The 23,120-nt window shown below is 63.0% G+C and carries 14 protein-coding genes; 11 read left to right on the top strand and 3 right to left on the bottom strand.

Annotated features, from left to right (window positions below; all coding sequences use genetic code 11):
- The first annotated feature begins 16 nt into the window (after positions 1 to 16).
- From PHO31112_RS19030 to PHO31112_RS19010, 5 genes are all read left to right on the top strand, one after another.
- Entirely contained in the window at positions 17 to 1,090 is a 1,074-nt protein-coding gene (locus tag PHO31112_RS19030; protein ID WP_150621972.1) for an ABC transporter ATP-binding protein, read from the top strand.
- Between the two features lie 45 nt (positions 1,091 to 1,135).
- Positions 1,136 to 2,881, top strand: a complete 1,746-nt coding sequence (locus PHO31112_RS19025; RefSeq protein ID WP_150621970.1) for an ABC transporter permease subunit — start codon at positions 1,136 to 1,138, stop codon at positions 2,879 to 2,881.
- 17 nt (positions 2,882 to 2,898) lie between these two features.
- Positions 2,899 to 4,542, top strand: a complete 1,644-nt coding sequence (locus PHO31112_RS19020; protein WP_150621968.1) for an AMP-binding protein — start codon at positions 2,899 to 2,901, stop codon at positions 4,540 to 4,542.
- A gap of 192 nt (positions 4,543 to 4,734) precedes the next feature.
- Positions 4,735 to 5,520: an IclR family transcriptional regulator gene (locus PHO31112_RS19015; protein ID WP_246178380.1), complete on the top strand. Its 786-nt coding sequence runs from the start codon at positions 4,735 to 4,737 to the stop codon at positions 5,518 to 5,520.
- Positions 5,521 to 5,905: 385 nt separating this feature from the next.
- A complete protein-coding gene (locus PHO31112_RS19010) occupies positions 5,906 to 7,147 on the top strand; it encodes a GGDEF domain-containing protein (RefSeq protein ID WP_174995786.1) in 1,242 nt (413 codons plus the stop codon).
- A gap of 55 nt (positions 7,148 to 7,202) precedes the next feature.
- Here the strand turns inward: PHO31112_RS19010 and PHO31112_RS19005 are convergent, their stop codons facing one another.
- On the bottom strand, positions 7,203 to 7,991 hold the full coding sequence (locus PHO31112_RS19005) for a hypothetical protein (RefSeq protein WP_150621961.1): 789 nt from the start codon (positions 7,989 to 7,991) through the stop codon (positions 7,203 to 7,205).
- A 1,196-nt stretch (positions 7,992 to 9,187) separates the two neighbouring features.
- On the opposite strand from PHO31112_RS19005, the gene PHO31112_RS19000 reads away from it, so the two are divergent.
- Positions 9,188 to 9,598 (top strand): hypothetical protein, encoded by a 411-nt coding sequence (locus PHO31112_RS19000; protein ID WP_150621959.1) that lies wholly within the window; start codon positions 9,188 to 9,190, stop codon positions 9,596 to 9,598.
- A gap of 13 nt (positions 9,599 to 9,611) precedes the next feature.
- On the opposite strand, the gene PHO31112_RS18995 is transcribed toward PHO31112_RS19000, so the two are convergent.
- Complete coding sequence (locus tag PHO31112_RS18995; RefSeq protein WP_150621957.1) at positions 9,612 to 11,156, bottom strand: DHA2 family efflux MFS transporter permease subunit; 1,545 nt, start codon at positions 11,154 to 11,156, stop codon at positions 9,612 to 9,614.
- An 82-nt stretch (positions 11,157 to 11,238) separates the two neighbouring features.
- Positions 11,239 to 11,727 carry a MarR family winged helix-turn-helix transcriptional regulator gene (locus tag PHO31112_RS18990; RefSeq protein WP_150621955.1) on the bottom strand — a complete coding sequence of 163 codons (489 nt, stop codon included), beginning with the start codon at positions 11,725 to 11,727 and terminating at the stop codon, positions 11,239 to 11,241.
- A 367-nt stretch (positions 11,728 to 12,094) separates the two neighbouring features.
- On the opposite strand from PHO31112_RS18990, the gene PHO31112_RS18985 reads away from it, so the two are divergent.
- The 5 genes from PHO31112_RS18985 to PHO31112_RS18965 all read left to right on the top strand — a co-directional run bounded on the left by PHO31112_RS18985 (position 12,095) and on the right by PHO31112_RS18965 (position 23,092).
- Positions 12,095 to 12,967, top strand: a complete 873-nt coding sequence (locus PHO31112_RS18985; protein ID WP_150621954.1) for an N-acyl amino acid synthase FeeM domain-containing protein — start codon at positions 12,095 to 12,097, stop codon at positions 12,965 to 12,967.
- A 218-nt stretch (positions 12,968 to 13,185) separates the two neighbouring features.
- Positions 13,186 to 16,203: a putative bifunctional diguanylate cyclase/phosphodiesterase gene (locus tag PHO31112_RS18980; RefSeq protein ID WP_150621951.1), complete on the top strand. Its 3,018-nt coding sequence runs from the start codon at positions 13,186 to 13,188 to the stop codon at positions 16,201 to 16,203.
- A gap of 469 nt (positions 16,204 to 16,672) precedes the next feature.
- Positions 16,673 to 17,695, top strand: a complete 1,023-nt coding sequence (locus PHO31112_RS18975) for a hypothetical protein (RefSeq protein ID WP_150621949.1) — start codon at positions 16,673 to 16,675, stop codon at positions 17,693 to 17,695.
- A gap of 110 nt (positions 17,696 to 17,805) precedes the next feature.
- Positions 17,806 to 21,483, top strand: coding sequence for a DNA translocase FtsK (locus tag PHO31112_RS18970; RefSeq protein WP_150621948.1), 3,678 nt, complete (start codon positions 17,806 to 17,808; stop codon positions 21,481 to 21,483).
- Positions 21,484 to 21,874: 391 nt separating this feature from the next.
- Positions 21,875 to 23,092: an ABC transporter substrate-binding protein gene (locus PHO31112_RS18965; RefSeq protein WP_150621946.1), complete on the top strand. Its 1,218-nt coding sequence runs from the start codon at positions 21,875 to 21,877 to the stop codon at positions 23,090 to 23,092.
- Positions 23,093 to 23,120: the final 28 nt, after the last annotated feature.

Genomic DNA, 23,120 nt, shown 5'->3' with positions numbered 1-23,120 from the left:
GCAGGATGAGGCGAACATGAGTACCAAACTGGAAACGATCGGTCTTGCCAAGACGTATCGCGAGACCCCCGCGCTTCTGCCGACCGACCTTCGGGTCGCGGCAGGAGAATTTCTCACCTTGCTCGGGCCGTCGGGCTCGGGCAAGACCACGCTGTTGCAGATGATTTCGGGGCTGGTCGAGCCCAGCGCCGGGCAACTTCTCATCGACGGGCGCGACGCCACGCACGACGCGCCGGGCAAACGCGGCATCGGGATGGTGTTCCAGAGTTACGCGCTCTTTCCGCACATGACCGTCTGGGACAACGTGGCGTATGGGCTGCGCATGCGCAAACTGCCGCGTGCCGAACTGGCGCCGGCCGTGGACGCCGCATTGACGATGGTCAAGATGCAGGCTTTTGCGCAGCGTCTGCCGTCGGAGTTGTCGGGCGGGCAGCAGCAGCGCATCGCGCTTGCGCGCTGCTTCGCCTTCCGTCCCTCGATCATCCTGCTCGACGAGCCGCTTGGCGCGCTCGACAAGAAGCTGCGCGAACACATGCAGATGGAAATCCGGCGTCTGCATCAGGAATTGGGGGCGACGTTCATCTACGTCACCCACGATCAGGACGAGGCGCTCACGCTGTCCGACCGGATCTGTCTGATGAATCAGGCGCGTATCGAGCAGATCGGCACCCCGGCACAGTTGTACGACCGTCCGGCGACACGCTTTGCGGCGGATTTCCTCGGTCATTCCAACTTGCTCGACGGCGTGGTCGAACGTGTGGCCGACGGCCGCGTGGCCTTGCGTGTGGGCGACCGTTTGGTACCCATCGGCCCGAGTCCCGATCTGCCGGCAGCCGGGGCCGCCAGTCTGCTGGTGCGTCCGGAAGCGGCGCGGCTGACCTCGCCCGAAGAGGGGGCGCTCGCCGGCACGATACGCGAAGTCGTCTTCCTGGGGGCGGACACGCGCGCGATCGTGTCGCTGGGGCAGGGTGCCGAGCGCGACGACGGCGCCGACTTCACCGTGCGCTGCCCGCGCGATCTCACGCCGTGTGTCGGCGAGCGCGTCGGTCTGGCGTGGGATCACGGCCGCGCGACGCTGCTTACGCGCTGAGCTTTTTGCCCGACGCCCAAGTCATCCGCTTCAGGAGTATTTGCCATGTGGCTTGTTCAACGCCTGCCTCAGGCGGGGCCCCGTATTACCTGGCCGCAACATCTGGCCCGGTGGCTGCCGGCCTTGCCCGCGTTGTTGTTCCTCGCAGTGTTCTTCATCGTGCCGGTCGTCGAGATTCTGCAAGGTGGCCTTTACGATGGCGACGGCGTGCTCTCGGTCGCGCAGTTCGCCCGCATGACGCATTCGGCCGTGTACGTCAAAGTGCTGGCCTCGACATTCTGGATTGCCTTTCTCACCGCAGCGCTCTCCGTCTTGCTCGGCTATCCGGTTGCGTACCTGTTGGCGCGTCTGCCGGCGCGCTCGCGCGAGCGCTGGTTGCTGTGGATCGTGCTGCCGTTCTGGACGAGTTATCTCGTCAAGACGTATGCGTGGATGTTGCTGCTCTCCAAGACAGGTTTGCTGACGGTCGTGGCGACGCATCTCGGTCTGATCGATAGCACGAGCACGCTGGCGCCGTCGCTCACCGGTGTGCTAATCGGCATGGTGCACGCCATGCTGCCGCTCGCGGTCATGACCATGCTGCCGATCATGCGCGGCATCAATATGCAACTCGTGCAGGCGGCGCAGACCCTCGGGGCCGACCGCGCGACGGGCTTTTTCACCGTTTTTCTGCCGCTGTCGGGGGCAGGGGCCGCTGCGGCCGGATTGCTGGTCTTCATCTCGAGCCTGGGCTTCTTCATCGTGCCTGCGTTGCTGGGTTCGCCGCGTGAGTCGATGGTCGCTCAACTCGTCATCTCGTCGGTGCTGGAGCTATTCGACCTGCGCTTCGCCGGTGCGCTCTCGAGCGTGCTGCTGTTGTGCTCGATTGTCGTGTTCTACGTGTACGACCGGGTCGTCGGGTTGTCGTCGCTGGCCGGCGAGGCGCCGGAGCGCCGTGCCGGGTCGGGCGGGCGCATGCTGCCCGCGCTCATCGCCATCGGACGCCTCACGGGCAAGCTGTCGTGGGGGCGCGAGCGCGCAGAGGGCGGCTTTGGCCTGAAGACCTATACATGGGCGGTCGTGCTTGCCCTGGTGCTGCCGATTGCCTTCGTGGTGCCGCTGGCCTTCACCAAGCAGTCGTTCGTGGCATTTCCGCCTGAGCTTTTCACGATGAAATGGTTCGTGGCGTTCCTCGAATCGAGTGTGTGGCAGGCAGCGCTGTTGCGCTCGCTCGGGGTGGGCTTTGCCACTGCGGCGCTGGCACTGGTTCTCGGTTTCGGTGCAAGTCTGGCGCTCGTGCGGTTGCCGTCGCGCTGGCGCAAGCCATTGTTCGCCGTGTTTATCGCGCCGCTGATCGTGCCGCGCATCGTGGTAGCCGTCGGTCTGCTGTATCTGTTTGCGCGCTGGGAACTGGCGGGTACCAACGCTGGCCTGGTCATCGGCCATACCGTGCTTGCGATCCCGTATGTCGTGGTCACGCTGTCGGCGAGCTTCAAGCGCTTCGACTGGCGACTCGACGATGCCGCCAAGATGCTCGGCGCCTCGGCCTTCACGCGCGTGCGCACCGTACTGCTGCCTCTGATGGCTGCAAGTCTGGGCTCGGCCTTCCTGTTCGCTTTCATCGTGTCGTTCGACGACCTGACGATTGCCATCTTCGTCTCCGGCGGTATCAACACCACGCTGCCCAAGCAGATGTGGGACGACATCCAGTTGGCCGTCACGCCGACACTGGCGGCTGTCGCGACCTCGCTGGTGTTCCTGATGGTGTTCATCGTCTGGCTGTCTTCGATCTTCAAACGCAAGAGCTATTGATATCTGCGGATTTCCGTATGTCCATGTCCAACGTTGCCCGAGTTGCGCCGGTGAATGCGCAGTCGTCTTCACATCCTTCGTCGCCACATCCTTATACGCAGTACTTTCCCCAGCGCGCCGAGGGCGACCGGCTCGATGTCGTGCCGCTGCTGATGGCGGGCCTTCAGGGGGCGTCGGCCAAACCCGTCGTCGTGTTCGAGGGCGAAACCATCGGCCGTGCGCAGATGGCGGTGCGCGTCGGTGCCTTTCAGGCGTGGTTCGCGGCGCAGGGCCTCGTGCCGGGCGACCGGGTTGCCGTCATGCTGGGCAACAGCGCGGCGCAGGTGGCGCTGATCTACGCCCTCATGCTGTCCGGGCTGGTGTGGGTGCCGGTCAACACGCGTCTGAAGGGCGATGGGATCGAATATCTGCTCGGCCATGCCAAGCCGAAGCTGCTCATCGCGGAACCGGCCTTCGCCGAGGTGCTGAACGCCGGTGTGGCGCTTGCCGTACAGCAGCCGGATCATCACGGGACGCGCGTCGTGCGCCGCCTGCTGGCCGAGGTGACGGCACAAGCCGCCGCCTATGCCGGCGCCAGACCGGTGGCTGCGCACGTCACACCTGCGTCGGTGCTGTGCATCATCTACACGTCGGGCACGACGGGCGCACCCAAGGGCGTGTTGTTCACGCACCGCATGATGCGCATTGCCAGCGAGGCTGCGCTGCGCGTCGCAGATGTTCGCGATGGCGACCGGCTGTTCCTGTGGGAGCCGTTGTGCCACATCGGCGGCGCACAAATGCTGTTGCTGCCGTTTCTCGCCGATGTCGAGATGCATGTCGTAGAGCGATTCTCCGCAAGCCGCTTCTGGCAGCAATGTGCGGCCGCGCAGGCAACGCATCTGCATTACCTCGGCGGCATCCTCGACATCCTCATGCAACTGCCGCGCGAAGCACAACCGGCGCAGAATTCCCTGCGCGTGGCATGGGGCGCGGGCGTGTCTGCAAGCGCATGGCAGGCGACGCAAGCGCGTCTGCAATGCACATTGCGCGAGTGCTACGGCATGACGGAGTGTTCGAGCTTCGCCACGCTCAACGACGCGGACATGCCGGGCTCCATCGGCCATGCCTTGCCGTGGCTGACGCTGGAACTGCTCGACGACGAGGGACGGCCGGTGGCCGACGGCGAACCGGGCGAGATCGTCCTGTCGAGTGAGGTGGAAGGGGTATTTTTGCCGGGCTATCTCGACAATCCCGACGCCACGTCGAAGGTATTGCGCGACGGCAAGCTCTTCACGGGAGACAGCGCACGGCGCGGCGCCGACGGCAGCCTGGTCTTCATAGGCCGTCGCACGGACAGCATGCGGGTACGCGGCGAGAACGTGTCTGCCTGGGAGATCGAGCGTGTGTTCGCGCGGCACCCGGCGGTGGCCGCATGTGCCGCCATCGGTATCGCGAGCGACATCGGCGAGCAGGATGTCATGCTGTACGTACAGTTCCGCGACGCTCAGGCCGTCGACTGGACGGTGCTTTCGCAGTGGGCCGCCGATAAGCTCGCCAGCTACCAGCGGCCACGCTACTATCGCGAGACCGCGCACTTCGAAACCACGCCGTCGGAGCGAATTCGCAAGCATCTGCTCTCACGCGATACCCGCGATGCATGGGAAATGACGGCGACAAAGTGATGTGGGCGGGGCAGGGCAGCGGTGTCGTCGACGAGGCAATGACGATGATTCATCGGTTATCGGCATAAGATATAAAGTTATTTTTATGAGATAATCGCCCTCTGCCTGCCCCATTTCACAACGATCGTGGCCACCACCAAAACTCCTCGCACCCGCGCTAAAGCGGCCGCCGCCTCCGAAACGCCGGCTGCCGTGAGCACGCCGTCAGCCGACTCCACACTCTACGTTCAGTCCGTCGAAAAGGCGATGAAGGTGCTGACCGCGTTCGACGGCTCGAAGCGCCATCTTTCGCTCTCCGAAATCGCCGTGGCGACGGGCTTGGACATCAGCGCGGCGCAGCGCTTCACCTTTACGCTGTCGGCGCTTGGCTATCTGCTCAAAGACCCGCAGAGCAAGAAGTACGAACTCTCGCCGAAGCTGCTGGACTTCACGTATCACTATCTTGTCTCGAACGAACTGGTGAGCCGCGCGGCACCCTATCTTCAGCAATTGGCGGCGGAGACGGAAGAGGCCACGAACCTGACGGTGCGTCTGGATACGGACATCGTGTTCGTTCTGCGTATCGTGAGCCGCAGCGTATTCAACGCGAACGTCATTGTCGGCTCGCGTCTGCCTGCGTATTGCACGGCGCCGGGGCTGGCGATGCTCGCCACGCTCGACGACGCCGAGATCGACGACATTCTGGCGCGCACCAATCTCGTACAGTTCACCCCCGTCACCGTGACGCAGCCGCGCAAGATCAAGGAGCGGCTCGCGCGCATTCGCAAGCAGGGGTATTCGCATACGGAAGACGAGTTCTTCATGGGCGACATTTCGACGGCGGCCGCCGTGGTGAATCAGGACGGCAGGGCCATCGGAGCGATCAACATTGCGGTGCCGCGCGTGCGCTGGAATGCCGAGCGCGACGAGCGACGCTTTGCCGATCTCGTGATTCAGACGGCGGGCGCGTTGTCGGCGCGGCGTCGACAGGAAATGTAAGAGACGTGGGTGCGCCGGTAGGTGGTCGGCCAGACGGCCGGTTGCCCTCTCAAAATGGCGTGCTAGAATCCCGCCCCATGGGTATGGAGCAAGGCTGAATTCCGCGAATTCCGGCATCACGCGTAGCGGCACGCAACCCAAAGTGCCGTAGGGACGACGCGTGGTCAGGCACGACGTGCCGGATATGTCTCTGAGAAACCGATGGCCGAACCGGGGCGGCCAGACGGTGCGCCGCATACGGTGCGCAAGCCGCTGCCAGATTTTCCATCCCGAATATCGAACCGCTGATCTCTCAGACCGGTTTCATTCCCCCGTACTTCAAACTGCGCATCGCGTTCCGGGCGGTCATGTCCGAGGATTGGTGGCGCGTACGGGGGACGGAGCCATGGCTCTTGGTTTGTCATTGCCGACGCTGGATCTGCCGACACTACAGTTTGTGACTTTCCTGTTGAGCATTGCGACAGGCATCCTGTTCATGCTCGACGCGTTGCGCCGCGACGAGGCCGAGTCTCCGCGCTGGTGGAGTCTGGCTTTCCTGCTCGCGACATTCTCGCCCATTCTTTATCTGCTTGCTGCGCGAAGCTCCCGGCTCGCAGTGCTCTATCCGCTGGGCAATGCCGTGGCGACGCTTGCCTTCGCGATGGTGTGGAGCGGTGCGCGACGTTTCTATGCGCGCAGCGTGCAATGGGTTGCGGTGTTCGGCGGTCCGGCGGTGCTGTTGTGGGGGACATGGTTGTTCGCCCGGCCGCTGGATGCCTGGAGCGGCGGTGTGCTGTTCTTCTCCCTGCTGGCGTTCTACAGCCTGATGGCGGCGAAGGAGTTCTGGCAGGCCTCGGGATCACGGCTGCCGAGCAGCATCGTGTTGGCGGTGGTTGCCGTGTTGCACGGATCGTTCTATGCGGTGCGTGCGGTGGCGCTGGTGTGGCTCGGTCCGGGCGATCCACAGTTTCTGACGTGGTTCGGCCCGCAGGTGTCGACGACGGAAATGCTGGTGTTGATCGTGGTGGCGAGCTTCCTGATGGTCTCGCTGGGCAAGGAGCGCTCGGAAATCGCACTGCACCGCGCCGCCACGCGCGATGGCCTGACGCAGGCGTTCAATCGCCTTGAGTTCACGCGTCTTGCGCGCGAGCAGATGCGCCGGCATAGCGCGGCACGCGCGCCGGTAGCCTTGCTGCTGCTTGATCTGGACCACTTCAAGCGTATCAACGATACGTACGGGCATCCGTTTGGCGACACGGTGCTGTTGCTGTTCGCCCGCACGGCTTCGCAGCAACTGCGCTCGGACGATATTTTCGGACGCTACGGCGGCGAGGAGTTTGCGCTATTCCTGCCCGGCGTGGGCGCGCCCGAGGCACAGACGATCGCCGAACGCGTGCGCGAAGCGTTCGAGCGAGCCGCCCGTATGGTGCAGGGGGAAACGGTAGCCGCAACCGTGAGTATCGGGATCGCCTGTGACGAGCGTTCGCGTGGGGAATTGTCGTCGCTGGTGCAGCGGGCGGACCGCGCGCTCTATCAAGCCAAAGCGGCTGGCCGGAATCGCTGCGTGCGATACACGCCGGAGACGGCCATGCCGGCCGCAGATTCTCGCACCGAAGTGCAGACGTTGCGTGCTGCGGCAGGCGGGTGACGCACTTTCAACCGTTGGGCCGGCGTTTGCGTTGGCGGCGCAGGCCCACATGCCGTCAGTGGCCGAACGTGAAGCTCACACCTCCTAGGATCTGCCATCTGGGCACGCTGCCTGAGTGCACCATCGAGTATTGCGGTTCGATGAACGCGTTGACGATCGTGGTACCGATCTTCCACGTCTTGCCGGCACCCAGCCCCAGGGGAATGTAGTAGTTGCCGTGTTGCAGATCGAAGGACCAGGTCGCGGTGGAGCGCAGATACCAGCCGTCCGACAGGTTGTAGATGATGAAGGGCTGGGCCGTAAACGACTCCACCGTCGGACGATCTTCCTGACCGGCAAACGAATGCTGCCACTGGACCAGCGCGCCAAACACGCCAGACTTGTTCGAATGCACGCCTACGGCGGCAAGACCTGCCTGCCATTTCCCCGTCCCCAAGGATTTGTCTGTCGCCGTTGGTATCGTCAGCAACGGGCCGACGCCGAATTGCGTCCCGCCTCCTGCGTCCAGCAGGAAGATGTCGAACAGGTTGATGTCACCCAGTCCGGTCTGGTAGCCGCCCGCCGGATCGGGGCGCGTACTGATCGGCACCGTCGCGCGAAAGATCTGCGGCACAGGCACGAAGCGGTTCGGTCCGAACGGTATCGTCGGGCGCAAAAGAAAGTCATTGGTATGTGTATTGGTCCCGAAGATCGACGGCGCGTAGAAGTTCTGCATGCTGAACGCCGGCGCAAGATTGAGCGGATTGTTGCTCTTGTTCGCTTCTTCGGCTGTCGTTTGCGCATGCGCTGTCGACATACAGGCCAGCAGCCCCCCGGCCGCGAGACACAGAAGTGATTGCTTCATTGAGGTATTACACATCGTCATTGTGGCTCCGCGAGTTATCGGATGTTGGTGTAAAGGTGCAGGACGAGGAAGGCAATTGAAGGGGCGATATCAGGTCGCAAAAGATCGCGAGGCGATCTCGCCCTGACCTGCTTCGTCCGGTAAGGCTTCGCGCTGCGCTCAGATGTCATGTCAGCCCGCGGATTCTGCCGCGGCCGCCATATCTGAAGCGTCTCTTTGCCGCATCACGCACGGATGCGAACGTCGAGGGGCGAAAATTGAAATTCGATAGTCCGTCAAATACGATGTTTCATTGTTTGAAATCTGACGGTTTTCGATTGATAGATGAGCGCAAAAGCCGATGGCGTTTTGCGTGTGATTTGAATTTCCTTGAATTGAAGCGCTTCGAATACGGCGGTATCGATTGAAGACATTTTCAACGGCATCGTGGGGCGAGCACGGTAAGCGCCAGGCGGGCTGACGCTTACCAGGTCCAGCGCAGCCCGAGCGTCGCATACACGCTGGTGAACTTGTTGAAGCGTCCTGCCACGCCGACGCCGAACTGTGCCGAGGTGCTGTTTGCACTGGTTACGCTAGCGTCGAGGTGAGGGGAATGGGGGATCCGGTCTCGAGCGAGGCGGGTAGGCCCTTGCCATTCACGTCGCGGGTCAGGCCGCTCTCGGGTTGCTGCCGCCGGTCACGTTCACACTCACGTTGGTGCTGCCCGTTTGTGCGGTAACGCTCGTGCCGTTGCCGGTGCAAGTGACGGTCGTACCACTGGCGGGTGCCGTGTTGTCGCAAACCGCTTTAGCGAGTCCAGGCACGCAAAGCGAGACAGCTAGAATCAGCGGCCGCAAAGGAAGTGGGCAGCGATGAATCGGAACTGGGCGAGACCCAATCTTGAGCGGTGAGGCGTGCATGGCACACTCCCGTAACGATCGGTAATCCCCTGTCGCGCCAAATTAGATTGCCTCTTCAAAAAACACAATTGAGAGCATTGCTATATTATTTTTTGTGTTGTTTTTTTGAAACGTAATGATGCCTGAATGCCATGACGCACATGGTTAGACGTTTTTCGTGAATCTCTAAGAATTCGAACAACGATATGTCCAATGGGTGACGGCATCCGGCAGGCAATGCGGATTCGCCATGTATTTCGCGAACAGGATGATTTTCGCGAAGCGTTTGCTGATCGTATTTATTGAGAATTCAACACTGTGCCATCGACTATCAGTAATTCACTGCTTTGGATTTTTGAACCCTTCGAGAACGAAGAGACTTTTATTCCCCGTAAAATGTTCGGTGCCGATGTCGCCTATGTGCACGGTGTGCAATGTCTGGCTGTCATTGATCGTGACGCCCCGTGGGATGGGCTGCTCGTTTGCACGTCGCGCGAGCACCACGCGTCGCTGATGGCCGAGATGCCGGTGTTGCGCCCGCACCCGGTGTTGGGGAAGTGGCTGTATTTGCCGCAAAGCGAGACTGAGTTCGAATCCGTCGCGCGGCGCCTGACGGCGCACGTCCTTGCCGGGGACCCGCGTATCGGGGTGGAGCCGAAGCCACGCAAGCCTCGTAAGCCACGCCAACCGGGCAAGCAAGCGGCGCCGGTGCGCCGCGTCAAGCCGTAGAAGCCGTGGAGGGTTAGTCGGCCGCCACGTGCACCATCTCGTCCACTTCGCCGGGCGCCTTCTTCTTCACGCGAATGAAGAACAGCAATGGCATGACGACGAGCGTGAGCGCCATCATGAGCCTGAAATCGTTCAGATAGGCGATCATCGCCGCTTGCCGGGTGACTTCGGCATTGAGCGAGGCCATCGCCGCCGCCCCGTACGTCTGCACATAAGTCTCCACGCCTTGTGTGAACGGCGTGATGTACTCGGAGAGCGAGGCGTGATTGACCTGTGTGTTCTGCGTGAGCAGCGTCTGTACGACGGAGATGCCGATGCTGCTGCCGATATTGCGCGAGAGGCTGTAAATGGCCGCGCCGTCGGCACGCAGCGTGCCGGGCAGTGTGGCGAACGTGACCGTGGTAAGCGGCACGAAGACGAAGCCAAGACCGAAACCCTGAATAACCCCCGGCCAGACGATATCCGACGGACGCAGCGTGAGCGAGTACCCGGCCATCAGATACAGCGAATAGGCGGTCAGCGCGAAGCCGAAGCCGAGTAGATAGCGAACGTCGACCTTGCCGATCATCCGTCCGACGATGAGCATGGCGGCCATGGTGCCTGCTCCGGAGGGCGCGGTGACCAGCCCGGTCAGAATCGCGGGGTAGCCGAACAGGCTTTGCAGCATCGGCGGGAGCAAAGCGCGCGTGGCGTAAAGGATGATGCCGACCACGAAGATATAGACGACGCCCGTGTTGAAGTTCCGGTCGCGCAGCAATGCCCGGTCGAAGAACGAATGCTCGCCGGCCGTCCATGTGTGGACGATGAAGTATGCGAAGCAGACGATGGCGCCAAGCATTTCCAGCCAGATTTCCGTGGAGTTCAGCCAATCCTGTTGCTCACCCCGGTCAAGCAGCAACTGCAACAGACCGATGGCCAGACTCAGGGTGACGAAGCCCAGCACATCGAACTTGCCGGCTTTCTGCTCCGGCGGCTCTCTCAGATAGGCGGCAATGCCAAGGAAGGCGATCAGGCCGATGGGCAGGTTGATGTAAAACACCCAGCGCCAGTTGTAACTGTCGGTGAGCCAGCCGCCGAGCGACGGCCCGAGAATCGGCCCCACCATCACGCCCATGCCGAAGATTGCCATCGCCGAGCCGTGCTTGTGCGGCGGGTTGATGTCGAGCATGGTCGCCTGTGAAAGTGGCACAAGCGCCGCGCCACAAATCCCCTGGAACAGACGCGCCGCCACGATCTCCGTGAGCGATTGCGCCATGCCGCACAGGGCCGAAGCAATCGTGAAGCCCGCGACAGACCACAGGAAGACACGCCGGCGTCCGAAGCGGGCGCAAAGCGTGCCGGTGAGCGGCGTCGCAATGGCGGCCGCCACGATATAGGACGTCAGTACCCAGGTAATCGAGTCCTGCGAGGCGGAAAGACTACCCTGCATATGGGGCAGGGCCACGTTGGCGATGGTGCTGTCGAGGGTCTGCAGGACCGTCGCGAGCATGACGGACACGCTGACGAACGCGCGGTGCTTGCCCGGATCGTCAGCCTTTTGCGGGGATGACACGGTAATTCCTCTGGTCGATCGTTATTCTTGTCGTTATGACGATGCGAAGGGGTCTGTCTTCGCACGCGTGGCCTCCTGCACCTGCGGCTTACTCCGGCGCGGCCTCCTCGGAAGGGCGCGCCGGGGCCGGACATTCGGCTTCGGCACGCGTGAGGTTCGTCAGCACCTTGCCCAGCAATCGCGACAACTCGGCACGCTCGGCCGGTGTGAGGTCGGCCAGCGCCTCGCGCTCTGCCACATTGGCGAACGCGACGATCGTGTCGATCTTCGCCTCCGAAGCCTCTGTCAGGTAAAGCAGGTGCGCGCGTTTGTCGTTCGGGTCGCGTTCGCGACGTACGAGACCCTTCTCCCTCAACCGGTCCAGCAGTCTGACGAGTGCCATCGGCGTCAACTCCATGCGTTCGGCCAGTTCTGCCTGCGTCTGCACGCCGTAGCGATGCAGCATCACCAGCACGCGGCATTGCGCCCGGGTGAGATCGAAGTTTCCGCGAGCACGCCGGTCGAACAGGCGCGAGTGAACGCGCGCGACGTCATGCACCAGCGTGCCGAAACGGGACGACCAATCGATCTTCGACATGTCGTGGGCAAAAAAAGCCGGCGCAGCGATTGAGCGGCCCCGGCGGTATCAGATAGTAAACACGTTTAGTATTTTGCCAGAGTCTCTCTTCGTACGGCAACTGTCGCAAATAGGTGACACCCATGCCGTAGCAACTGGCGGGTCAAACGGGGGAGGGGCGGTTTTACACGGTGCGACGGGGGTTCCCGGGTGGTTGGCGCAACGGGAGGCCGGGCGGGCGTGAGACGCTTAGGAAACCGCAAAAATACCAAGAGAAATAAGCACTTGACACTTCGCCTCAGCGGATCAAGAAAGGAATGGTGCGATGCATCGGGGCGGTTGACCGAGCGTGGCACCCGCCCTCTTTTGACCTTAAGGAGTGTCAATCATGTTTGACCTTTCACAAGCTTCGGATGTCCTTTCCGTCACCGAAACCGACCGGCCGGCCGGTAACGTTCGTTCGACACCGCCGGCTGCGGCGCGCTCGCCGGTTTCCGATCTCAATGCGATGCGTGAAGAGCGATTGCCCTTCATCGTCACCATCGCGGGGGATGAAGCGACATTACGCGACGCAGCGGCCATGCGTCAGGCCGCCTACGGACGCCATCTCCCCGAACTCGCTGCCACATTGAGCGAGCCGGAGGCCAGCGATCGCGAGCCGGGCGCCATTGTGCTCGTGGCCCGCGCAAGGCTCGACGGCGCCGTGCTCGGAACGATGCGTATTCAGACCAACCGTTATCAGTCGTTGCATCTGGAGGATTCGGCGCCATTGCCATCGTGGCTGGGCAACGTGGCGCTGGCTGAGGCGACACGTCTTGGTGTGGCGGCCGGGCCGGTAGGGCGCGTTGTCAAGACGGCGCTGTTCAAGGCGTTCTATCAGTATTGCGTGCTCTCCAGCATCGACTGGATGGTGATTACGGCGCGGCCGCCATTGCATCGGCAGTACGAAGCACTGATGTTCGTCGACGTGTTCCCGTCGCAGGGTCTGATTCCGATGGCGCACGTGGGCGGCATCGGGCATCGTGTGCTTGCGTTGGACGTGGCGCAGGCCCGCACGCGCTGGCAGGCGGCGGGGCATCCGCTGTTTGCCTATATGTGCCTGACACATCACCCGGACTTGCGACTGGGGGGGCCGGGCGATGAGGAGGATGGGCGGGGTGCACTGTCGGGTGAAGCCAGTATTGACGCGCATCTGCGGGATTTATCTTTTGGTGCCGACGAGGTACGATGCGTAGCATCAGGCTTTAGTCTGGCGGTGTAATGCCGTTATTCGAACTAACGTTATCCCGTCGTGCGCAGGCAGCGTTTTTTGCGGCGACGGCGGTAACGCGCAGGACGGGCGAGAGACACCTGACCGTGCAGGCCGGAACACCGGCCGCACGGGACAGGGCCGGCCCGGGCGGCAAGGTGAGCCGAGAGGCACGCCTTGTCCGGAAGTCAAGGCGGGGGCGACCAACGAGATAAGGGCACAAGAGTCATATGGCGGGGGAACTCGGCAACGAGCGTGAAGATCACGGCCGCACTACGAACGATTTCGCCGACGAATTGGCCGAACTCACTGGCACGCGGCGCCGTTGGCGCATTACGGCGCGAGTCGACGAACTTTTTCGCAGTATTTCCCTGTACGCCGTTCCTGCGGCAATCATGTTGCTCTCGGGCATCGTGCTGATGTTCCAGGAGAGTCAGTATGCCGTGCGCGGCGCCATGCCGTTGAGCTTCCAGGCGCAGGGCGATGTTCCCGCAACGTTCAGTCCGCCGCTGGTGCAGGGCTCGCTAGAACGTGCACCGGTCGTTCAGCAATTCAGCACGCATCTGTCCGAGGCGCCGGTCTGGTTTCGTGTGACCGTACCGGCGGTGGGCGACGAGCAGAACACCGTCATCGAATTCCCTTCGCGCCACGCGCAAACGCTTGCCTGTTGGCGCGATCCCGACGCAGCGGCCATCGGCCGCGCGGATCGCAGCGGGGTCAGCGGAGCGATCCGCATGTCGAAGGCGGGCTTTGCCATCGACCTCGGACATCTCGTCGCGCCCGTGACGCTCCTTTGCGAGGGCACGTTCTCGGGGCCGGCTCATCTTTCGCTGGTTGCCTGGCCGGCGCCTCAATTGCGCATCTCCGAAAGGGAGTTCCACCGCAGCAATGGCCTGCTCGAAGGCGGCTTGCTCACGCTCTCGGCATTCGTGCTGGTCACCGCCATCATCAATAGGGAATGGCTTTACGTGCTCTTCGCAGCATGGCTGATCGGCAATCTGCGGCTCGCGGCGAACTCGCTCGGCGCAGACACACAGTGGCTGGAACGCGCCATTCCGACCGAGTGGGACGCCCTGGTGCGCAAAGCGACCTTCGCCATTTACTACGTGCTCACCTATTCGCTTTTCACCCAGCTATTCAAGCGGGAACTGCGTCTTATCGGCTTCCGATGGATGGTGATGGCGTTGCAATGGGCCGGCGTGGTGTTGTGTTGTGCAGCGATTGCGTTGCCGTACGCGCACTTCATCCCGGTGCTCTGGACGGTCGCCGCGCTGGGCATCGGAATCGTCCTGATACTGCTCGCTCGCATTCTCGTGCTGACGCGCTCGCGCGTCGCCATCTGGTATAGCGCGTCGCTGGCCATCGTTCTGTTTGCCACGTTTTCCGAAGTGATCGCCGCCGCGTTCAATGCGCGGGCATTGTCGTCCGCGCTGAACAGTGTGACGGCGGCGCTGTTTTCGAGCCTCATGGCGGCGCTGGCGATTGCCGAGCAGATGCGGGTGGAGCATCAGGGCAAACTCGAAGCGCAGGCCGAACTTCGCAATGCCTACGACGTGACGCCTGTCGGCCTGTTCACGCTCAACGATCAGGGCGTTTTCGTTCGGGGGAATGCCGCGTTGCACACCATGCTGGGCATTCCCAACACCGAGGGGCGGCCGTTCCGCTGGGATCAGTTCTTTGGCCAGAACACGTGGCGCATGCTGCTCGACGTCGCCCAGCACAGCGAAGAATCGGAACTCGAAATCCTCTCGTTGCCACGCGACGATGGCCGCACGAGCCGCTACCTCGTGAAGGCGATTTTCGCCGACGGACGAATCGAAGGCTCGCTTCAGGACATCACCGAGCGGGCTCGCACGATGGAGCAACTGCGCTATCTGGCGGAGAACGACCCGCTCACGGGAGTATCGAACCGGCGCGGTATCGAGAAGTCGCTTTCCGAGGCGATCCGGACGTTGTCCGATGCGCGGCCGGCCGCGCTGGCGTATCTGGATCTCGACCGCTTCAAGCTCGTCAATGACCTTTTCGGCCACGCGGCGGGGGATGAGGTGCTGCGTCAGGCATGCGATCGTATGCGTGCTCGGCTGTCGACGGATCAGAGCGTGGGACGCACCGGCGGCGACGAGTTCATCGTGGTCTTTCGCGACGCGACGATCAAGGAAGCCGCAGCAGTGTCGCGCCGGCTGGTCGACGCGATTGCCGGTGAGCCTTACCAGATCGGGGATCGCGCATTTCAAGTGCGCGCGTCGGCCGGGGTGATCGAGCTGACGGCCGATATGCGGGTGCCGGACGCGATTTCGTCTGCCGACCGCGCCTGCCGCGAAGCGAAGAAGAGCCGCCGCGAACTGGTTGTCTATGAGCGCGGCGCTGCGGCATTCCGCGAGCGGCTGGCCGAATTGCGGCTCATCGACGCGCTCGATGCCGGACTCACGCCCAACACGCTGTTCCTCGAAATGCAACCGATCATGGAGATGGCGTCGCCCGGCGAGTCGCTCAACTTCGAGGTGCTGCTGCGCATGCGGGATTCGGACGGCAATATCGTGCCGGCCTCGCGCATCATCAGTGCGGCCGAGGAGAACGGCAGCATCGGCATGATCGACAAATGGGTGCTCACAAACACGCTTACCTGGATCGATCTGCATCGCGAGCAGCTCTCGAAGACACGGTTCGTGTGTGTGAATCTCTCGGGGGCATCGCTCAACGACGAGCATTTCGTGCGGGATATCTTTGCGACGCTGGCGGCCCACGAGCGCGCCGTCGGCTTGCTGTGTATCGAAATCACGGAAACCGTGGCGCTTCACGATCTCGACAATACGCGTCGCTTTGTCGACCGGATTCATCAATTGGGCGGGCGCATCGCGCTCGACGATTTCGGCGCAGGGTTCAGTTCGTTTTCCTATCTGAAGGATCTCGCCGTCGACGCGATCAAGATTGATGGGGCCTTCGTCAAGAGCATGGCGGCGCACCCGGCCAATCTGGCGATCGTCGAAGCGATTGTGGCGCTGGCGAAGAATCTGGGAATTCGCAGCGTGGCAGAGTGGGTGGAGGATGCCGCGACGCTCGAAGCGCTGTCCGAACTCGGCGTCGATTATGTGCAGGGTTTCCTGATTGCCCGCCCGCAGACCCCTGAAGCGATTCTCGCCGCCGACTCCGCTGCAAGTTTTGTTCGCGATCCTCAATTGGCGTCGCTGCTGGTCGACTTGGGGCAGGCCTTTTACTCGCCCCCAAGCGGTCGTTCGGTACTGCACTGAACCGCCGGCCGGGCCCACGGCGGCATGCCAACGACCCGGCAAAAACCACATCAATCGACGATCAGGGCTGTGCATTGTCTGCATTTGCCACAATGCTCCATTTCTCGCCGGATTTCCTTTCACCCCCTGTCCCACTGTGCATGATGCGCTCGAAAGCCTTGTGAATAGGGCGTTTTGACGTCAAGCACTTTCTTTTCTTGCGTCATCGGGACGTAACTCGACGTAAGAATTCCAATTGGAATAAATGTTGTCCTTGGCGAAGCCGAGGTGGCAGAATTTACTTGTCGACGTGATGGGGCCATGCCTCCATTCACCGGCGGGTCGCTTCCGCGTCTTGGGGAAATCGCGGAGTTCGATATCGCTTGCCGGCGCTCGGTAAAGACAGACACGCGACATGAACGGGGTTAGGACCGCACGTATCCACAAGATGCGCACGGCGCAATCAGGTAGCCTAACCAGAACAACGAAGATGATCTCGACGCTTCTCAAACTCGTGTACCGCCACAGCCATACGGCGAAGTGGCGGCATAACGAACGGTTGTGGCCGCATGCGCGTATCGAGCGCGACGCCATGGGCGTCATCGAGCGCTTTACCTGGCGCGGACGTCATGTGCCGCTTGCCCGGCGCACCGAATTGCAGCGCCTGCGCCGGTTGCCTTGCCACATCGTCGCCAGCGGGCCTTCGGTCGCGGACATCGATTACGACGCGCTGCCGATGCATCACGTCATGGGCGTGAACGGCGCCGTTGCGCTGGCCGACGACGCGCCGGTCAAATTCAGCTTCTATTGCATTCTCGACGCCGGTTTCGTGCGCCAGCGCCCGGATCTGGCGCGTCGTATCGTGGCGCGCGATCTGGTGTTGTTCGTCACGCCGGTGGTGCTCGCGCGTTTGCTGGAGATGTTCCCGACGTCGGCGTTCGGCTGCCGGTTCTACCTCGTGGACGACATCTTCAAGCGGGCAATGGAAGCCGCCAGCACCCCCGAGGCATTGCGAGCGAACCCGCGAGTTGCCGCCAGTGCTGCATTTCTGGGCGCGAATGGCCGGATGGGATTCAGCTTCGATATCGATAACGGTTTTTTCCATGGCGGCACGGTGGCGTATTTTGCGCTTCAGGTCGCGGCCTGGCTGGGTTTTTCCCAGATGTACCTTCATGGAGTGGATTTGCGCGACGCTTCGCAGACACCGCGCTTCTACGAGACGATGCAGACCCGCGCGCCGACGCGGCTGGATGTCGAGTTTGCCAGCCTGATCGAGCCGTCGTTCCGTCATGCGGCCGAGGTCTTGCGAGCACGTGGCGTGCGTGTCGAGAACCTGTCGCGTGTCAGCGCGCTGGGCGACGATATCTTCGAGAAGGTCGACTGGCGTTCGCTTCGCCGCCGGAACCTGAACCTCGTCGTGCCGGACGCCGCGGGGCAGGCGCCGTCTGCGGGGAGTCTTGCTATCGAGGCGTCGTTGGCGCCACGTCCTACGGGCACGCACGGTCACGCCTGATTCGCTGCCCCGATGTTCGCCGGGGGGCGAAAGACCCTGCGGACAGGCCCGCCACACGGTGGCCTACCTGCTACAATCGCACTCCGGGTTTTCCTGAAGCATGAGCGATTATGGGGTTTGGCTGGTTCGGACTGTCGACGTTTTGGTTGCTGGCATTGTGCTGGCCTGGCGTACGGGGTCTGCTTGGCGGTGAGATACGAATCTTCGGCCCCGGTACACTCCGTATGCTGCTTGGCGTGCCGCTCGCGATGGTGTCGAGCGCCACGCTTGCCGCGCTGACGGGCGACAACACCACTGCCGGCGGCAGCGTCGGCCAGTCCCTCTCTCACGCGCTGCACGTCGCGCTGGGCGGCACGCTCGCGATGGCCGTCGCAGGCGTCGTTCTCCTCTTTTCTCTTCCGCTGGTTTTCGGAACCACTTGGTGGGGAATGTTCTCGCGCGGCAAACCTGCCGATGACGATGCTGACGAGCCCACCTACGAATCGCGCTTCGACGGCGGCGGACGTGAGCCGGCGAGGGGGCTGTCACAGATGTCGCTCGACACGAGCGAACGCGGCGAGCGCTTCACGCCCACGCTTGGTCAAGGGCATCACAACGTCGGCAGCCTGACGGAAGAGCCGGTGCCGCGTCGCCGTGGCCTCGCGGCGCAACCGCGCTGGAAGCTCTCGGACGAGGAACGTGCACGTCTCGATGCGATGCAACCGCCGCCGTTGACGGCACGCGGTGCACCGCGCACGGAGCCCTCGTTTGCGAGCAGCGCGGGAAGTCGTCCGGCAGGCAAGGGCACCTCGGCGGGACGTGCAGGTGCGGGTACCGCCGCGACGGTGGCCGTCACTGCGGCAGGGAGCGTGGCGGCTGGGGTACGCCCTGTCTTGCCGCGCGGCGCCTATGCGTCAGGTCCCAGCCGTGGCGATACGCTGCGCATGACCGAGTTCATACGCGCCGAACCGGGTCTGCCGTCCCGTGAGACGCGCGGGGCATCGCCGGCGAGTCCGCGCCCCGCACCGATGCCGTCCAGGGCGCCGGTGACATCCGCATCGTCGGCTGCACCCCTCGATCCGCTGCACTCGACGTCGATTCCCGGTGCGACAGGCTATCGCCGTCCCGTGGGCATGGCTCCGGCGCATTTGCGCGGCACGATTGTGCATAGCCCCTTCCGCAAGCCGCAGCTCGGGCTCGAAGATATTCCACCGCGTGGCGCCCCACCTGTCGTGCCAGCCTCGAATGGCGCCAACGCATCCGCCGTCAATCGCACCTCTGCCGACGCCACCGCACCGATAAGCCCGCCCGCGGCACCCACGTCGCCGGTACCGCCCGTCGTGCCGCCGGCCGACGCTGCACGTCCCGCCGCGCCGATGATCCGTGGCGCCGCGCTGTGGTCTGCGAGCGATGCGGCGACACCGCTGTCCGCCGGATTCTCTGAGTTCTCGCCCGTCGATCTGTCGGCAAAAGACGCCGACATCACGCCCGAGGAAGTGTTGCCGGGCGGCCCGACGCCGGAGCTGCTCGCGCAGCAAGAGGCGGCGCGCGCTGCTGAGCAGGCGCGCATCGCGGCCCTCGCGGCATTGCGCGACGAGGCGCAAGCCTTGCTGCGCGATTTGCGTCAGTGGTCCGCTTCCGATTCGCTCGATGCGATGAATGCCTCCACGTCGGCGCTGGTGATGCCCGCGCCCGCCGCCGATCGTCAGGAAGGTGCGTTCGTGAGCGATGAGCGCGTCGCGGACGAAGCGATGGACGACAGCGCACATGGCGAGGCCCCAGTCGCCATCGCCGAAACACAGCCCGCACGGGATATCGTGGACGAACTGCAACCGGCGGCAAGGCTCGCCGACACGACCGTTGCCGCACCCGTCGGGCCGATCTCGATGCCTGCCCCGGTGGTCGCCACATCACCGCGTCCGTTCGTTTTTGCAGAGAGTGTCGGCGTGCCCGATGCGCCCGATGCGCCGATCCATGCACCGCTCAGTGTGCCGCTCGCCGAGCCGTCCGAGGTGTCGGCTGATCGGGCGGAAGCCTCTGTGCCCGTCGACGTGCCGGCTGCTGCGCAGTCGCTGGAACCGTCGTCGAAGCCACATTACGTCTTGCGTGCCGATGGCACTTGGGCGCGCACTGACGAGGCGTTACAAGCGCACGACGATGCGGCACCTCTCGCACCGACGGCATCCGTATCGCCTGCGGTCGCCATGCCTGCCATCCCGACGTTCGCAGCATCGGCACCCTTCGCCGTGACGCGTCCGACTGAGCCGCAAGCCGCCAGCTTCTCGGCCGATACGCCGTATGTGTTGCCGCCACCGCGCATTGCCATCGATTACGATCTGCCATCGCTCGATCTCTTATCGCCTGCGACTGCGCAGGACGTCGCCAACGTCGTCTCCGACGAGGCACTCGCCGCAGTGGGGCAGTTGATCGAGCAGCGTCTGGCCGAGTTCAAGGTGCCGGTGACGGTCGTCGGTGCATCGGCGGGGCCGGTCATCACGCGCTTCGAAGTCGAACCGGCGGTGGGTGTGCGCGGCGCGCAGGTCGTTGGTCTCATGAAGGATCTGGCGCGTGCGCTGGGCGTGAGTTCGATCCGTGTGGTCGAAACGATTCCGGGCAAGACCTGCATGGGGCTGGAACTGCCGAACGCGCGGCGGCAAATGATTCGTCTGTCGGAGATTCTGACAGCCTCGGTGTTCGACACGCATCGCTCGTACCTTGCGCTTGCCATGGGCAAGGACATCACGGGTGAGCCTGTCGTGGCCGATCTGGCACGCGCCCCGCACCTGCTGGTGGCGGGCACGACCGGCTCGGGTAAATCGGTGGCCGTCAACGCGATGATTCTGTCGCTGCTCTACAAGGCGACGCCAGACGACGTACGGCTCATCATGATCGACCCGAAGATGCTGGAACTGTCCGTCTATGGCGGCATTCCGCACTTGCTCGCACCGGTCGTCACTGACATGAAACAGGCTGCGCATGCCCTGAATTGGTGCGTGGGCGAGATGGAAAAGCGCTACCGTCTGATGTCCGCACTCGGTGTGCGCAATCTGGCCGGCTATAACGAGAAAATCGACGCCGCCCAAGCGGCGGGCACGAAAGTCAGCAATCCATTCTCGCTAACCCCCGACGCACCGGAGCCGCTGGACCGTCTGCCGTTCGTCGTGGTGGTCATCGACGAGTTGGCGGATCTCATGATGGTCGCGGGCAAGAAGATCGAAGAGCTGATCGCCCGGCTTGCGCAAAAGGCGCGTGCGGCGGGAATTCATCTGATTCTCGCCACCCAGCGGCCTTCGGTTGACGTCATTACCGGCCTCATCAAAGCGAACATTCCGACGCGTGTCGCGTTTCAGGTGTCGTCGAAGATCGATTCGCGCACGATTCTCGACCAGATGGGCGCGGAATCGTTGTTGGGGCAGGGCGATATGCTGTTTCTGCCGCCGGGCACGGGTTATCCGCAGCGCGTGCACGGTGCGTTCGTCGCCGACGACGAGGTACACCGCGTCGTCCAGCACTGGCAGCAGTACGGCGAGCCTGAGTATGACGACACGATTCTCGCGGGCGACCCGGGCGACGCTGCCTCGGCCGACCTGTTCGGCGAGTCGGCTGGCGATGCCGAAGCCGACCCGCTCTACGACGAGGCGGCGGCATTCGTGCTGAACTCGCGCCGTGCGTCGATCTCGGCGGTTCAGCGGCAATTGCGCATCGGCTACAACCGCGCAGCACGCCTCATCGAGCAGATGGAGGCAGCCGGGCTGGTCAGCCCGATGGGGCGGAACGGCACGCGCGAAGTGGTTGCGCCGGGCGACTAATCGCCATCGCTTACATCTGCCTTACGACCTGTCTTCCGAGTCGAACTCTTTGGCACTCCGTGCCGATGTCCCGACACGCGCCATACATGGCGCGCGCTGCAAAACCCCTTGAAAACCCGCGTCAAACGGCGATAACGGGGCGCAAACCCGCGCCCCCGTAGGGGTATTCCCGCCTTTGCGGGCGAAACTCAGCGATCACATAATCGGCGCGCTAGGTTGGTCGTTCGAAGCGTGCTTTACGGTATCGCCCTGACACGAATTACAAGACCGGGGCGGTGCGGCGGGAGAGAGACAACTCGTGATTCGCGCATTCCACGGCAGGGCCTGCGGCATCAGGAAATCGCAGCACAAAAGCGTCATATCGAAACGCATCGCACCGAAGGAGACCCTTATGCAATTCCGATTCAATCTCATGGCTGGCGCTGTCGCGTTCGCCTTGTCCGCCTCGATGGCCATTGCGGCCGATCCGATCAAGATTGGCGTGTCTGGCCCGTTCACCGGCGGCTCGTCGTCGATGGGCGTTTCCATGCGTGATGGCGTGCGTCTCGCGGCGTCGGAAATCAACAAGTCGGGCGGTGTGCTGGGCCGTCAGATCTTGCTGGTCGAGCGCGACGAAGAAGCCAAGAACGAACGCGGCGTGCAAGTGGCGCAGGAACTCATCAATAAGGAAAAGGTGGTTGCCACCGTCGGCTACATCAACACCGGCGTGGCACTCGCTTCGCAGCGTTTCTACCAGGACGCCAAGATTCCGGTGTTCAATAACGTGGCCACGGGCACGGTCATTACCGAACAGTTCAAGCCGCCCCAGTACCCCGACAACTATGTCTTCCGCAACTCGGCCAAGGATAGTATTCAGGCGCCGATGATCGTGGAAGAAGCCATCACGCGTCGCGGTTTCAAGAAGCCTGCGATTCTCGCGGACTCGACGAACTATGGTCAGCTCGGCCGCGAGGACTTGGAGAAGGCACTCAAGGCGAAGGGCATTACGCCGGTTGCTGTCGAGAAGTTCAACATCAAGGACGTCGACATGACGGCCCAGTTGCTCAAGGCCAAGCAAGCTGGCGCAGACGTGATCCTCACGTACGGTATCGGCCCGGAACTGGCGCAGATTGCCAACGGCATGGGCAAGCTCGGCTGGAAGCTGCCGATCGTCGGTAGCTGGACGCTCGCGATGGCGAACTACATCGACAACTCGGGCGCCAACGGCGAAGGCGCCCGTATGCCGCAGACGTTCATTCAGGAACCGAATACACCCAAGCGCAAGGCGTTCATCGACGCCTATCTGGCCATGTTCAAGCCGAAGAACAATCGTATCGACTCTGCGGTCTCGGCAGCGCAGGGCTACGATTCGATTTACCTGCTGGCTGCGGCCATCAAGCAGGCCGGCAGCACGGACGGCCCGAAGGTGCGTGCAGCACTCGAAGACCTGAAGACGCCGGTGGAAGGTGTGGTCACGACTTACGAGCACCCGTTCACGCATGACGATCACGACGCCATCACCGCCAACATCCCTGTGATCGGCGAAGTGAAGGGCGGCCGTGTCGTGTATGGCTACGACGCGGATCTGAAGGCCGGCAGCAAGGTGCGCGAAAAGGCGCCTGCGAAGTAAGCCGCACTTTCCTCCCAACGCAGCATTC

This window comes from Pandoraea horticolens (assembly GCF_902459555.1).
GTDB lineage: Bacteria > Pseudomonadota > Gammaproteobacteria > Burkholderiales > Burkholderiaceae > Pandoraea > Pandoraea horticolens.
The sequence above is the reverse complement of the archived record's forward strand: the minus strand, read 5'-3'. Positions and strand labels throughout refer to the sequence as shown.